Annotated in this window: 15 protein-coding genes; 5 read left to right on the top strand and 10 right to left on the bottom strand. The window is 38.5% G+C overall.

Annotated features, from left to right (window positions below; all coding sequences use genetic code 11):
- Positions 1-2: 2 nt before the first annotated feature.
- The 4 genes from BS85_RS0103045 to BS85_RS0103060 all read right to left on the bottom strand — a co-directional run bounded on the left by BS85_RS0103045 (position 3) and on the right by BS85_RS0103060 (position 4145).
- Positions 3-1118, bottom strand: a complete 1116-nt coding sequence (locus BS85_RS0103045) for a cytochrome b/b6 domain-containing protein (protein ID WP_026943511.1) — start codon at positions 1116-1118, stop codon at positions 3-5.
- A complete protein-coding gene (locus tag BS85_RS0103050; protein ID WP_026943512.1) occupies positions 1111-1641 on the bottom strand; it encodes a diheme cytochrome c in 531 nt (176 codons plus the stop codon). The genes BS85_RS0103045 and BS85_RS0103050 overlap by 8 nt, the downstream gene beginning before the upstream one ends.
- 20 nt (positions 1642-1661) lie before the next feature.
- The gene (locus BS85_RS0103055; RefSeq protein ID WP_051604658.1) at positions 1662-2105 is read right to left on the bottom strand and encodes a DUF1924 domain-containing protein; all 444 of its coding nucleotides are present in this window, start codon (positions 2103-2105) and stop codon (positions 1662-1664) included.
- A gap of 90 nt (positions 2106-2195) precedes the next feature.
- Positions 2196-4145, bottom strand: a complete 1950-nt coding sequence (locus BS85_RS0103060) for a TonB-dependent receptor domain-containing protein (protein WP_026943514.1) — start codon at positions 4143-4145, stop codon at positions 2196-2198.
- A gap of 124 nt (positions 4146-4269) precedes the next feature.
- Between BS85_RS0103060 and BS85_RS0103065 the strand changes: the two genes are divergently transcribed.
- The 5 genes from BS85_RS0103065 to BS85_RS0103085 all read left to right on the top strand — a co-directional run bounded on the left by BS85_RS0103065 (position 4270) and on the right by BS85_RS0103085 (position 8296).
- Positions 4270-4923, top strand: coding sequence for a thioredoxin domain-containing protein (locus BS85_RS0103065; protein WP_051604659.1), 654 nt, complete (start codon positions 4270-4272; stop codon positions 4921-4923).
- Between the two features lie 87 nt (positions 4924-5010).
- On the top strand, positions 5011-5409 hold the full coding sequence (locus BS85_RS0103070; protein ID WP_026943516.1) for a DUF5666 domain-containing protein: 399 nt from the start codon (positions 5011-5013) through the stop codon (positions 5407-5409).
- A 159-nt stretch (positions 5410-5568) separates the two neighbouring features.
- Positions 5569-5910: an ArsR/SmtB family transcription factor gene (locus BS85_RS0103075; RefSeq protein WP_034551056.1), complete on the top strand. Its 342-nt coding sequence runs from the start codon at positions 5569-5571 to the stop codon at positions 5908-5910.
- A gap of 11 nt (positions 5911-5921) precedes the next feature.
- Entirely contained in the window at positions 5922-7880 is a 1959-nt protein-coding gene (locus BS85_RS0103080) for a heavy metal translocating P-type ATPase (protein ID WP_051604660.1), read from the top strand.
- A gap of 206 nt (positions 7881-8086) precedes the next feature.
- Complete coding sequence (locus tag BS85_RS0103085) at positions 8087-8296, top strand: hypothetical protein (RefSeq protein ID WP_156938019.1); 210 nt, start codon at positions 8087-8089, stop codon at positions 8294-8296.
- Here BS85_RS0103085 and BS85_RS0103090 read toward each other — a convergent pair.
- From BS85_RS0103090 to selB, 6 genes are all read right to left on the bottom strand, one after another.
- Positions 8283-8519, bottom strand: a complete 237-nt coding sequence (locus BS85_RS0103090) for a hypothetical protein (protein WP_156938020.1) — start codon at positions 8517-8519, stop codon at positions 8283-8285. The genes BS85_RS0103085 and BS85_RS0103090 overlap by 14 nt on opposite strands.
- Positions 8520-8556: 37 nt before the next feature.
- Complete coding sequence (locus tag BS85_RS11225) at positions 8557-8703, bottom strand: hypothetical protein (protein ID WP_156938021.1); 147 nt, start codon at positions 8701-8703, stop codon at positions 8557-8559.
- A 44-nt stretch (positions 8704-8747) separates the two neighbouring features.
- The gene (tviB, locus tag BS85_RS0103095) at positions 8748-10001 is read right to left on the bottom strand and encodes a Vi polysaccharide biosynthesis UDP-N-acetylglucosamine C-6 dehydrogenase TviB (protein WP_026943521.1); all 1254 of its coding nucleotides are present in this window, start codon (positions 9999-10001) and stop codon (positions 8748-8750) included.
- Between the two features lie 78 nt (positions 10002-10079).
- Positions 10080-11312, bottom strand: a complete 1233-nt coding sequence (locus BS85_RS0103100; RefSeq protein ID WP_026943522.1) for a molybdopterin molybdotransferase MoeA — start codon at positions 11310-11312, stop codon at positions 10080-10082.
- A gap of 25 nt (positions 11313-11337) precedes the next feature.
- Positions 11338-12387 carry a NifS protein gene (locus BS85_RS0103105; protein WP_026943523.1) on the bottom strand — a complete coding sequence of 350 codons (1050 nt, stop codon included), beginning with the start codon at positions 12385-12387 and terminating at the stop codon, positions 11338-11340.
- A gap of 6 nt (positions 12388-12393) precedes the next feature.
- The gene (gene selB / locus BS85_RS0103110) at positions 12394-14229 is read right to left on the bottom strand and encodes a selenocysteine-specific translation elongation factor (RefSeq protein WP_026943524.1); all 1836 of its coding nucleotides are present in this window, start codon (positions 14227-14229) and stop codon (positions 12394-12396) included.

The following is a 14229-nucleotide window of genomic DNA, read 5'->3' on the forward strand; positions in this document are numbered from 1 at the left end:
CACTAGAGATTCTCTTTTAGGCTCTTGAGCTTTGAGTAATCCACCGCATTTTTGGCAAAGATTCCAGATTCTGCGTCTTTGTGGCAAGTTTGGCAGTTTGCCTTACTTTTGATTGCCTCTGTTTTAAAAATTTTTGGATTGAGTTTGCGGTGTGCAACCTCCCAATAAGGAGTTTGGCTTATCGCAATTTCTTTGGATTCCTTTTGTTGTGCAAATTTTGTATCCAACACATCGTTTGCGTATTTTTCTAAAAATACAGCAATCCTTGCGTGTGTTTCCTCCTCCAAACTCGCGTCATCGCCAAAATGATTTTCCAAATCACTCATCATAGAATCCCAAGCAGACTTTGGCAGCAAAAAGGGAGCATAGGCAATATGGCAACTCCCGCATTCTTGCTTATACTCTTCAAAGGCTATTTTGTTGGAATCTTGCGTGAAAAAATTTTGTGCAGAGGGGCGCAAAAGTATGTTTTTGGGATAAAGCAAATAAAGAAACAATACAAACAAAAAGAGGAGAAAAAAGCTAAAAATCACCTTTTGTATGAAATTCAAAGAGACGCTTTCGTCTTTTTGCGTCCGTTTATAGCCATTTATCATAGAATGGATTGCATCGCCTTTGTTCCAAAACTTGTCTATTAAGCTTCCGCAAATATGAATCATTACGATAAACAACAAGCAATTTGCAAAAAATTCGTGCAAATCATCGCCCATATAAAAGTGGCTGTATGTGAAAAACAATGGAGCAAAGATTCCGCTATTTTGCTCTGCACCATATTGTAAAAGCCCGCTTAAAACAACCAAGAATCCTAAAACAAAAATAAGGACAATCGCCACGCTTGAAGCAGGATTGTGTCCGACATAATGCCTTTTCTCTCCTAAAATAGAAGTTAGATACTCTAGGATTCCACGATAGTTAAAGTCCCAAAAGCGTGAATATTTCGTGCCGATAAACCCCCAAATGACGCGCAATATTACCCCTGCGCCAAACAAAACCCCACAAATAATATGCACGATAAAGAGTGCGTCCATATCTGCACTTAGGTAGGAGAGCGCGAAAGTGAGAATCAAAAAATAATGTAAAAAACGATTGACAGCAGTCCAAATATAGCTTTTAATCACGCCAGATTCCATAATTTGGGATATTTATCGTATCTCCACCATAAATGCCATCGTCTGCTTTTGTATGACAAGCAGCACAACGCGCAATGCTTCCCACTTCTTTTTGTTGCACCATCCATTCTTTTAATTTCCTATGCTTTTTCTGATGGTAGGGAATCTGTGAAATGGAGGTGTATAAAACTCCCGGCTGCATTGACTTTGTTAATTTTGCGCTGCGGCGGTATTGCATTGCTTTTTCACTCGCATTGTCTAGCAAATATTGCGTAATTTGCGCAATGTCCTCTTTGCTTTCTAAACTTGCGTCTGTGCCATAGTGTTGCGCCAAGTTATCCATTACCCATTGCCAAGAAGCACTAGGGAGCAAACCGGGTTGATAGCCAAAATGGCAACTTGCGCACTCCTTTTTATAAAGTGCATTATCCACCGCTTTTACCTCTGGACCTTTGCGTCCTCCCGCATAAGCTTGGATTCCAAAAACCGCACAAAGCAAAACCACACTAGAAACTTTTAACATTCTTTTCATTCTTTTTCCTTAAACTTGGATTATTGTAAAATCAAATAATAAAGCACATCGCCCTTTTCCTGTGCGCTTCCCTCACGCAAAAAGACATCTTTAAAATTGCGTTTGAGCCATTTTTTTACCTCTTTTACATCGCTTAAACGCGTAGGATTCACGCTTGGGGCTAAAGGCTCTAGTGTTTTGTTGGTGAAAACATTGGTTGCGGGGGTTTTTAAATCCACATTATGGCAGCTTTGGCAGGATAATAAGGTGTCGTTTTTGCCCTTGTTTTTTGTGCTAAAAATCACTTCACCTCTTTTAGCATCAAAGTCTTGGAAGTTTGGATTCTCCGCCTTTGCTTCACTCTTTAACTCCTCAATGTAGGCTTGCATTTGGGGATTAAATCCACCTGCAAAGCCTACATTTCCAAGTAACAAGATTCCACAAGCACTCAAAGCTAGACTTTTAAAAACTCTTTTCTTTCTCATTTTGTCTCCCTTAAATCAAGAAATAAGATTCAAAATGATAATAAAAAAGTGTGAAGAAAATCTTAACAATTCAAAGAGAGATTCTATAACTTAAAAGTCATATTTTACCCTTATCCAAGCATTTCTACCAATCTCGTAAATCCGATTGCTAATAGGATTCTCCGCCGCACTTAAATCAATGCTATTTTTAGATAAATGATAACTATAAAGCTTATTGGTAAGATTCTCTAGCCCCATTAAAACTTGCCATTCTTGATAGCGCAATCCTGCATAGAGGTTGAGGATTCCAAATCCGCTAGAATCTCCGAAGTCTTTGCCGATGACATTTCCATATCCCTCATCAGAGCGCGTTTGCTTTGCATTTGCATACAATTCACATTTTAAAAACATTTTTTGGTCATCGTATTTGAGCGCGATTCTACTAGATAAGGGCGCGACTTGCGCTAAGGGCTTGTTTTCTTTTGTGTTTTCTCCATAAGTGTAACTCACCATTGCTTCTGCAAAGAGATTAGGCATAAACTCATAAGAGGCTTCTGCTTCCGCTCCGCTTAAAAAGGCATTTGTGTTAAAACTGCGCGTTTGGGGCTTCGTATAATCTAGTAAAATATAGTCTTGCACATAAGAAACAAATCCCGATACATTCACGTTTAAACCCTCTTTTTGGTGGGATAAACCAATGTCTAATTGTGTATTGGTTTCTTTGCTTAAATTCATTCCATCTACCTTGGAAACCTCCCAAAAATCCGGAATCCTATCTGCGATTCCAAGTCCAGCATAAAGGGTGGAATCCCGCAAATAATGCTCATAACGCGCAAAGGCACTCGTGGCGTATTGCTTTCTTTCCTTGTCTAATCTGTGTGCGGTTGTCTCTACATAATCCTCTCTAATCCCCGCAAAAACACCGGATTCCGCACCCATATACCATTCTCCTTGCGCATAGATTCCATAGGAATCAAAGGTATAGTTGGGTTGATAATTGGTGCGTAGTGCAGCCTCTGCGCCGTCTCTTGTCGTCTGTCCTGTGGAAGCGCGGGTTTTGTGTTTGTCCTTATCATAATCGCCCCCGAAGTAAAGTTTTGCGGTTTCCAAAACCTTTTGGTATTCTGCTTTAACGCCACTATTTGTGCGCTTTGGGTTGCTTAGGCTATAAAGATTCCCTATTTTTGGCTTACCATTAGTCAAGCTATAATTATCCATAATATGGTCAATGCTATTATAATATGCGCGTAAATCTAGCAAATCTTTATCAAAATAATTTTGGAATCGCAACTGATAAGATTCTCTATCAAAGGTGCGTGCGTCCATTGCCCTATCAGCATACGCCGCCTCTCCCCTGCCAATGTCTGTACTCAACTCCAAAGCACTTGTTTCCGTAGGTGTTAGAGTGCCTACAATCGTGCCAGAACGTCTTTGGTATTCTGAATGCACTCTTTGACCTGCGCCATCTTTGTAATCGTCACGCGAATAATCCGAATAAATCCCCTGCAAACTTCCTAGTTCATTTCCAACGCTTAGATAGGTATTAAAATCCAGCCTATTAAAGCTTCCCACAAGCCCATCGGCACTGAAGTTAAAGTTTGTATTTTTTAGGCGCAAAGTCTCGCGGTCAAAGAGGATTCCACCCGCGCTCATCGTGCCATAGCGAACATCTTGAGGACCCTTGATTAAAGTAACTGAATTGTAGTTTTGCGGAAAAACATAAGTCAAAGTTGTATCCATTCTCCCGCCACAACCACCATTTAAATTGCTTCCATTGACAAAAATTGGCAATCTCCCAGCACCTTGTGAGCGGTAAAAGACCTCTGTGCCTCCCCCGCCCTTTTTAGCAACTGAAAATCCCGGAATCTGCAAGAAACTATTCGCTATATCACCGGAGTTTAGCAAGGAGTCCTTACCCAAAATATCTGCATAATTCACTTGTGTAGGGGCAAACATTGAAGAGTTTGTATGCTTTACAACAATGGAGTGATTCTGTGTTTCTTGGGAATATGCCACAACGGACATTACACACGCTAGAGCGCACCAAGCTAATTTTTTCATTGGAATCCTTTGATTTAAAATGAGATTAACTATACCATAAAATCTACAAAAACTCACGATGGGAAGCCAAAAGTTAATCCTAACTTTGTTATAATGCACAAAAATACTCAAAAAAGGATTAAGAATGCAAAGAATCATAAACATTTTTTTGGGTGCATTTTTGGGAGTGTTATTCTTGCTAAACCCTCTAAATGCAGAATCGCTAAAAGAGGGCAAAGATTATATCAAACTAAAAACCCCTCTTGATGTTCCGCAAAAATCTATTGTGGAGATTTTCAATGTGGGGTGTCCGCATTGTGCAAAAATGAGCGAACTTTTACCAAAGCTATTTGCAACGATTCCACAAGAAGCCGTATTTTTGCCCTATCATATTATCACAGGGAGTGCATTTAGCGCACAAGCAAGTGAGGTTTTAGCGGTTGCAGTGTCTATTGATGAGGAGCGCAATCTCACTTCAAGAGATATTGAATCCTACTTTAGACGCGCAAGCAATGCGTATTTTGACGCATTTTTTAAGCTTCACAAGAAGTTCAAAAACAAAGAATCTTTTATTGCTTTTGGCTTAGATGCAATGGAGATTTCACAAACAAAGTTTGAAACGCAACTTCAGCGCAAAGAAGTGCAAGACAAGCTCAAGACTTGGCAAGATTCTATCGCACAAACAGGAATCCAAAGTGTGCCTAGCTTTATCGTTAATGGCAAATACTTAATCATAATGGACAATGTGCAAGACGCAGAGGATTTTATTTATAAAGTAGATTATTTGTTGGGAATTTAAATTCATAGAAATTTGATAATATCTTCACAATTTATTAACAAAATGCTTTTATAATTTCAGGCGAATTTAAATCATAAGGAGACAAAAATGAAAACTTTAAAATTGCTTGGAGCATTCGCAGCCGCTGCGATTCTTTCTACTTCTGCAATGGCGTATGATTTTGATGTGGCAGGGCAAATTTCAGCAGTGGATAACCAAAACAAAACCATCACCCTATCAGGACCGGGTGGGCAACTTGTCATTAAAGTAATGCCTTATACAGAAATTAAAGGTGATGATTGTGGTGCTTTTGGACAAGATGTTTATGGCACTTTCAAGGATTTAACCGTGGGCAAATTTGTAGAAGTTGATGCAATCCCTTATGGCGGATACAATGCTTATGCAGATAGCAATGCAGGGGCAATCAATCCACAAACGGGTTTGCCACAAAATATGCAATTAACCGCAAAAGAAATTGAATGGAAATGCTATCCTAAGGCTTATTAATCAAGAATCCCCTTTGGGATTCTGCAAGTGCTTCAATCCTCCTAATTCTTAGTCAAAACTTCAAACCAAAACTCTAAAATTTAATAGAGATATAAGAAAATTGTTTTTATAATTAAATATATGAACAAATGCTCATATATTTAATTAAAAGGAGATTCTATGCCAGAAATAGATGAAAATCGCTTCAAGTCTCTTCAGGTTGTTTTAAAATCCTTGCCAAAAGAGGAATTGCTCTATGAGCTTGCAGAATTATTCAAAATCTTTGGTGATTCCTCAAGGATTCGGATTCTTTCCCTTTTGCAGTTAGAGAAGCTTTGCGTGAATGAAATTTCTCAACCGCTTAACCTCTCTCCAAGTGCGGTATCTCATCAGCTAAGAATCCTAAGACAAGCACGGCTTGTGCGGTATCAAAAAATCGGTAAAGAGGTGTTTTATTCGCTAGATGATGACCATATTGAAAAGATTTTCAATCAGGGTTTAGAACATATCCAAGAGATGTAAAAGGTAAAGTTATGAAATGCTACAACAATGAATGCGCCTCAAAGAATGCGCAAGGAATCTTAGAGAAAAACCTTTTCAATCAAATCTTATTTATTGGCGCATTGATTCTTTATGTATTCGCACTTTTGGCAGATTTTAAAATTTTTGGAATCTCTTTGAGTGCGACATTTGTAACCCTCTTGTTTGTGATTTGCTATTTCTCTTTGGGTTATGGAATCTTAAAGGAAGCATTTTATGGGGTTATCAAGAAAGAAGTTTTTAATGAAAATACTTTAATGGCTCTTGCAAGTCTAAGTGCATTTTGTATTGGTGAGAGTGCAGAAGCCGTAGGGATTCTAGTATTTTATCGTATAGGTGAGAGTTTGCAAGATCGTGTGGTGGAAAAAACAAAAAGGCAAATCCGTTCTCTTAGCGCACTAAAAATAGAAAATGCAAGAATCTTGCGCAAAGACAAACAGATTCTAATTCCTCCAAAAGAGATTCAAAAAGGCGATATGCTCATCGTGTTTGCGGGAGAAAGAATCCCCGCTGATGGTAAAATTATCAAAGGCTCTAGCCATATTGATAACTCTGCCTTAAGTGGAGAGTCCATTCCGCAGAGTGTTGAGGTAGGCGATAATGTGCTTTCTGGCGGGATTAATTTAGATGGGATTTTGCATATACAAGCCACACAAAGCTATACAAACTCTGCATTGAGTAAAATCTTACAACTCATTGAAGAAGGAAGTATGCAAAAAAGTAGAAGTGAGGAGTTTATCACAAAGTTTGCCAAGTTTTACACGCCCATTGTTACGCTTTTGGCTTTTAGCATAGCATTCCTGCCGACATTGTATTTTTGGGCATTGGGAGAGGATTTTGTGGAAATGTTAAAAATTTGGTCTTATCGCGGAATCATTTTCTTGGTAATTTCTTGCCCTTGTGCTCTTGTGCTTTCTATCCCTCTGACTTTTTTCGTTTCTCTTGGTAAAGCCTCCCAAATGGGGATTTTGGTTAAAGGCTCAAGTTATCTTGAAGCACTCTATTCCGCACACACGATTGTATTGGATAAAACAGGCACATTGACAAAGGGAGAATTAACAATAAAAGAGATTCAAACATACGCCCAATACAACAAAGAGTTCATACTAACCAATGCCAAAAAGCTAGAATCGCACTCTAATCACCCCATTGCAAAAGCGATTGCAAACTTCAAACTCTTGCAAAATGAACCACCTCAAAACCTAGAAGAGATTGAAAACCTTAAAGAATATGCAGGTGGCGGAATTATCGCAACTATCAAGGGTGAAAGATTCGCACTTGGCAATGCGCGTTTTATAGAATCTCTCCTTAAACAAAAAATTCAAGAAGAACAAAGTGCAAAATTGCAAGTCTTTTTAAGTTTGCACAATCAAGTCATTGGTTCTATTATCCTTGAAGATGCAATCAAAGAGGAAGCAAAAGATTCCCTTAGCAAATTAAAAGAATATTCAATGAAGCCCATAATACTAAGTGGAGATAAATGCAACATAGTGCAAGAAGTTGCAGAAAATGTAGGCATAAGTGAATATTATGCAGAATTACTCCCTGATGAAAAAGTTGCACATTTAAAAAGGATTCTAAAAGCACAAAAAGCAAAAGGTAAAAAGGTAATTTTTGTGGGCGATGGAATCAATGACGCACCCTCTTTGGCACTTAGTGATATTGGAATTGCTATGGGAAAAGTTGGCAGTGATATTGCGTTAGAGGGGGCGGATATTGTGATTTTGGACGATAATTTAAATAGGATTCCGCAAATTCTTGATATAGCAAAAAATACAAGGAGGATTTTATGGGAAAATATTATTTTTTCGCTTGGGACAAAAGTAGCAATTATGGTATTTGGAGTGTTAGGAGTTGCGAATCTGTGGATTGCTCTTTTTGGCGATGTGGGCGTGGCACTTCTAGCCTTGCTGAATGCACAACGCGCAATCCAACAAAAGAATGTGTTATAATCTTATTTTAAAATATTCAGAAGGATTATTGAATTAAAAAGTTTATTGAAAATTTTGTAAGAGAACATTATAGGATTTGGGAGAAAGATAAATATAGCTTTAAAGCAAAAAATCTAAAATGCCCCTTAACAACCGATGAGATAGGGGATAAAAATTTCAATTTTATTTTTTGTTTGAGAAATGTAACTATTAGGGGCGAGGACATTTTGTTTTTTGAGGTTTATCTTCATCGCGATGACCCCAAAGACCCGAAAAAATACTTTAGAAATCTTTTGCTAGAGGTGGGCAATTCTGATTTAAAAATAGGCGGAGTGGTTGGATTTCTCACAAGAATCCGAAGCAGTTGCAATAGCTTTTTGGAGGATTCTAGGGCAAAAGCAGATAAACTCTTATTGCGTTATATTAATGGTGTCTAGGGAGAATGCTTTTTTTGTGTTTTGTGATAGGCACATTGCAAGAAGTTGGCACAATTTTGCGGGGTGCAAATGCAAGGCATTTGTGCGAGGTTGGGTGAGTTGCTATGCAATCCATAATGTAGAATCTTGTCTGTGAAGTTTGCTCCTCTGTCATTGCGAGACTTGATTTATCAAATAGTAGCAATCTATAATGTTGCAAATAGGGCGTTTTATTTTTTATCATTGCGAAGACTTGTTGGAGGCTGTGGCAATCTATAATCTTAAATTGTTTTAAAACTTCCATTGTAAAATTTTCTGTATGCGAGATTATGGATTGCTTCGGCTTTGCCTTGCAATGACGCTCCACGCACCAACAAACTCACACAAAAATACTCACAAAAATCCACCCAAAAAGTAGAAACTCCCAAAATACAAAATTCATTTCTTAACTTTTGCAGTTATCTTATTGGCTTTACAGCCTCCCGCTGACTTGCTCTTTGGGCAAAATGCCTTTCAAATCATACACAACCACTTTACCACGCGATTTAAAATCAAGCTCTTTAAACGCATTGTGCGCCACCGCGATAATCACTGCTTGGTATTCTTGCAAATTAAATGTCTCTAAGTCTCGCAAAGCTAAGCCATATTCCTTCTGAACCTCCTCTTTGTCCGCCCAAGGGTCATAGACTTCCACATTGCACCCAAAGTCTTGTAATTCTCTTATCACATCTACAACGCGAGAATTGCGAATATCCGGGCAGTTCTCTTTAAAGGTAACCCCAAGAATCGCAACCTTACTTCCCACAATTTGGTGCGCATTTTTAATCATTAGTTTAATCACGCGTTCTGCGACAACAATGCCCATATTATCATTAATGTGGCGTCCAGCTAGAATCACTTGCGAATGATACCCTAGAGATTCTGCTTTGTGTGTGAGATAATAAGGATCTACGCCAATACAATGTCCGCCCACAAGCCCCGGGCGAAAGGGCAAGAAGTTCCATTTGCTTCCCGCTGCTTCTAACACCTCTAAGGTATCAATACCCAACCGCTCAAAAATCAAGGCGAGTTCATTGACAAAGGCGATATTAATATCTCTTTGGGAATTTTCAATTACCTTTGCCGCTTCTGCCACTTTAATGCTTGGAGCTTTATGTGTTCCAGCGGTAATGATGCTCGCATAAAGCGCATTCACTTCCTCTGCAACTTGGGGTGTAGAACCGCTTGTTACCTTTTTAATGTTTGGCAGACGATGCGCCTTATCTCCGGGGTTAATGCGTTCAGGTGAATACCCACAAAAGAAATCCACATTAAACTTTAGCCCACTTGTCTGTTCTAAAATCGGGACACAATCCTCCTCTGTGCAGCCCGGATAAACCGTGCTTTCATAAATTACAATATCGCCCTTTTTTAGCACTTTTCCTACACTGCTAGAGGCTTTTTGCAAGGGTGTTAAATCGGGCTTATTGTAATTATCAATGGGTGTAGGCACGGTGATGATAAAAATTTGTGCCTCCCTTAAATCCTCCAAATGGGTTGTAAAATGCAGATTTTTAGCACTTTTAAGCTCGGCTTCCTCCACTTCTAAAGTGCGGTCGTAGCCATTTTCTAGCTCAAGAATGCGTTTGGCAAAAATATCAAATCCTAAGACTTTGTAGGTTTTTCCAAACTCCACTGCTAAAGGCAATCCAACATATCCAAGTCCAATCACTGCAAGAGTTTTCATCGCTTTTCCTTCATCATACAAGTTTTGCGCAATTTTATCTTTTTTTTCTAAACACATTTTAAACTAACAAACTTTTATTTAATTAATAAAATCTATCTTTTCACTACCAAAATCCATTTTAAAAGGCAAAACTTTTAACATATCGCCCTTTTGAATGGAATTGCAAGATTCTCCAAAGACAATCAATGCGTTGCTTAAAGCCATTGGCGTAACCTCACCAGAGCCATATTTTCCTCCCTTAACAAAAGAAACACAATCCCCCCGCATAATCCCAAGCAATGCCTCTGTGCGATTCTTGCGTGTAAGATTTTGTGCGGATTTTAGCATTAAAAATTGTGGATAATGTGCGATTGCTCCACTTAATTGACGCAAGAATGGCACGATAAGTAAGCGTAGCAAAACCCCGCCCGCCAAAGGATTTCCCGGCAAAGCAACGATAAACTTTTCTCTAAGTTTAGCGACCATTAGAGGTTTGCCGGGCTTGATTTGCACACCGCTTAACACCATTTTTGCTCCACTTTGCTCTAAAGTTGCGCGTATCAAATCCGCTTCTCCTTGACTTGCTCCCCCGCTTGTAAAAATCACATCACTAGGGCATTCCAAGATTGCTTGGATAGAATCGTGATTGTCTCGCAAGATTCCGCCATAATGGCTTTGGAATCCATAGCTTTTAAGAATCGCTTGAATCATTGTGGCATTGGAATTATAAATATGATAAGGGTTTGTTTGCTCCCATATTTCCTTTAGCTCATCGCCACTTGCGAAAACACTAATCCTTAAAGGAGTAAAAGCTTCAATGTGGCTAATGCCCTGTGTGGCAAGTAGGGTGAGATAATCTGCACTCAAGGACGCCCCTTTTTCTAACAATATGGAATCCAATGTGACTTCCTCTCCGTATTTGCGGATATTTGCACCTTGCTTTAAAGTCTGTGGCGCATTGATTTTTTCGGTATTTTGGAATCCGCCCTCAACTTCTTCAAAAGGCACAACGCAATCCGCTCCATTAGGCATTTTCGCACCCGTCATAATCTTTGCGCATTCTAAATTATTGAGTGTTACTTCTGTGCAATCTCCAGCAAAAATCGTCGTTTTAATTTTTAGTGTTTTACCCATATCAGAGGCTTTGAGCGCGTATCCGTCCATTGCAGTATTATCAAAACAAGGCAATGCCTTCTTTGCAAATACTTCTTTAGCCAAAATCCTCTCTTGCGCATTTAAAAGCGGTAAAATTTCTGCCTGTCGGTAGAATCCTTTTGTAGCGTTTTGTAGGGATTCTATGGCTTCTTTTAAGCTCTTAGCTTCTGCTTTCATTTTGCCTCCTCATAAAGATTTCAATTTAATGTTCTAAGCTTCTTAACTGCATATATCTTTGTGCAATTTTTTGTGCAATCTGTGGAATCAAACTTGGGGAAATATCCAAAAAGCTAAGGCTTAACAGCTCCCTTGATTGCTCTTGTGTGTATCCCATTTCACGCAAGACAAAAGAGGGGCGCGCAAAGCCAAAGAGGCATTCTTGCCCATTGATGACGCCAATCCCATCAAAAAGCAAACTTTGGATAAGATTCCGAGCTTTAATTCTTTTAAGCCCTAGCGATAGGGTGTTCTTTGGGGTTGGATAAAACGCATAACAACAATCGTTAAAACCTGCTTTATCTAAAATTGCACACAAAGCGTCAAAAAAGGGTTGTGCTAAATCACTTTGAAATCGCTCACTAGGATTTACGCTAGTTTTTTTGAGCGCAATGGCTTGTGCAAAGGTTGAATAAAGGTTTTGAATCTCTAAATAAACATTTGAAATTCCATAAAACTCATTAGAAGCCAAAATGCCAAAAGGACGCATAATTCCTAGATTCTCGCCATTAAGCAACATTATATCCGCCTGTGGCAAGGGGAGATTCAAAGCTACCGCATAGCTAATATCCACGACTTTAATAACATTTTGTGGCAAGGATTCTATTTCGTTGCGCGTTAAAATATCCTCATTTAAGATAGGCACAATAAAGCAATCTGCTCCCCAATCAAGTGCGGCATTAATGGAATCTTGAGAGATTTTTCCACTTGTAAAGTCTGGCAGGAGGGGAAAGATGTTTTCTTTGTATTGTAGAGGCAATTCCCAATAAGCACAATAAAGCATATTGTGGGACGATAGCGCAAGGGCAACCTTATAATGATGGCAAAGATTGGTAAGCAAAAAATAAAAAGATTCCAAATTGAAACTAAAAGGGCGCAAGAATTTTGTCCCTAAAAGTTCGCGAAGTGCCACCTCCTCTTTAAAAATCTCTTGAGATTGGATAGGGAGGATAGATTGATGATTTGCCGTCTTGGCATCAATTAAATGCTGATTTAATTCCCTGTTTAATGGTGGATTCTGCAATCTATCTAGCATCTTATCTCACTTGAAAGTGCGTTTGCCATCGGTATTGACAATGTCTTTAAAACTATCCAAATAGTCCAAATAGGCAATCAAATATTTACGACTAAGATTTAAATGCGCCTTGAAATTTCCCAAATCCAAATATCCCTCCTTTTTGATGATTCCACGCATTAGCTCAAGCAAACGCGCTAAAACATCACTGCAAATAAATAGCTTATGATTTAAGCGCAAAATCTTTTTCTCGTGCGTTAATCGCTTAAACACAGAATCTCCCGTTTGTCTATCAATATCTAATTCATCATACAAATTATAAGGAGCAATAGGCTGAAACTCTTGACTACGCAAGGTTTCATAAATGGTTTTGTAAAAATAATTTGCAATCTCCTCTGTATCGCTACTTAAACCTAAAACATTCCTTGGGGAGACATAAAAAGAATCTATTTTGTTTAACTCGTTTTTTTCTAACATTTCATCTAAAACGCTTTTTGCCAACTCCTCTGCTACCCAACTTTGTTTTTGACTAAGCAATGCAGCACTTAAAAGGGCATTGGGATTCTTGGAAAAAATTTTAAAGATGATCCCTTTTACCATTTCTCTAGCAATTTTTGGATAAACGATTAACTCTTTAGCGCACACGAAACATTCTGGAATCGTAGAGGCAATCTCTAATGCTTGAGATTGCGAGATGCTAAAACGTTGGATTGCGCTAATAAGCCCAAAGCCTTTTTTGTGCGCAAGAAGCAAAATCGCAAATGCCCCCCTTAAATCCCCCTTGCTTAAAAGCTCTAAATATTTTAACTTTTGAGACTTTTTCATCGGGTCTATAATAGGGCTTAAGATTCTACCTCCGCCTAGAGTTTGCCTATCATCGCGTAGGATAAATCTTTCATTAAAAATACCAAAAATTGGAATGGAGGTTTTTAGGGTTGCAAACTTTTTGTCTTTGTCTAAAAATAAAATCCGTGCAACGCAACGCAATGCACCCAAAAACAGCTGAATCTTGCTATTGTGTTCTATGGATTCAAAAGCACAAATCTCTACTTCTATGCTGTCAAATCCGCGCAAATAACCCTTTTTGGTAAGCAAATCCCCACGTTTTAGTTCTTGATGAGAAACACCGCTTAGATTGATTGCAACCCGCGCTCCATTGGGGGCTATGGATTGAGTTTGTCCATGCACTTGAAGATTCTTGATTCCAAGCATTCTTCCAAGTTGCGCACACCATATTTTCTCATCCACACTTAAATCCCCGTCCATTAAAGTTCCACTTACGACACAGCCTGCACCTTTAATAACAAAGACGCGGTCAATATAATAACGAAAAAAACCCAAATCCCTATGAGATTTTTTGGGTAATTTTAAAAGTTTTGTTTTGAGTGTTTCTATGCTTTGTTTATCATAAATAGAGCAACTTAATATTTGAAAACGCAAACTTGAAAACTTGCCAAAAAGTTCTTGAATCTCATTTTTAAGTTGTTCTATTTTCTCTAAACTCACTAAATCGCTTTTGCTAAGCACAACGATAAAATCATTAATCCCAAGCAAATAAGCGATTCTTAAATGTTCTATCGTTTGTGGCATAATGCCCTCATTTGCTGCGATTAATAGCATTGCATAATCTACACCAAATGCCCCTGCAATCATATTTTTAACAAGCTTTTCGTGTCCGGGCATATCAATAAAAGAGATATTTTTTTGGTTTTGGCTTAAATTAGAAAAGCTTAAATCTAGTGTGATTCCACGTTCTTTCTCTTGTGTAAAACTATCTCCCCAAAACCCGTTCATTGCGGCAATTAAGCTTGTTTTTCCGTGGTCAATATGCCCCATTGTGCCAATAATTAAATTTTCTTGCAT

Source organism: Helicobacter rodentium ATCC 700285, from assembly GCF_000687535.1.
Classification (GTDB): Bacteria; Campylobacterota; Campylobacteria; order Campylobacterales; family Helicobacteraceae; genus Helicobacter_D; species Helicobacter_D rodentium.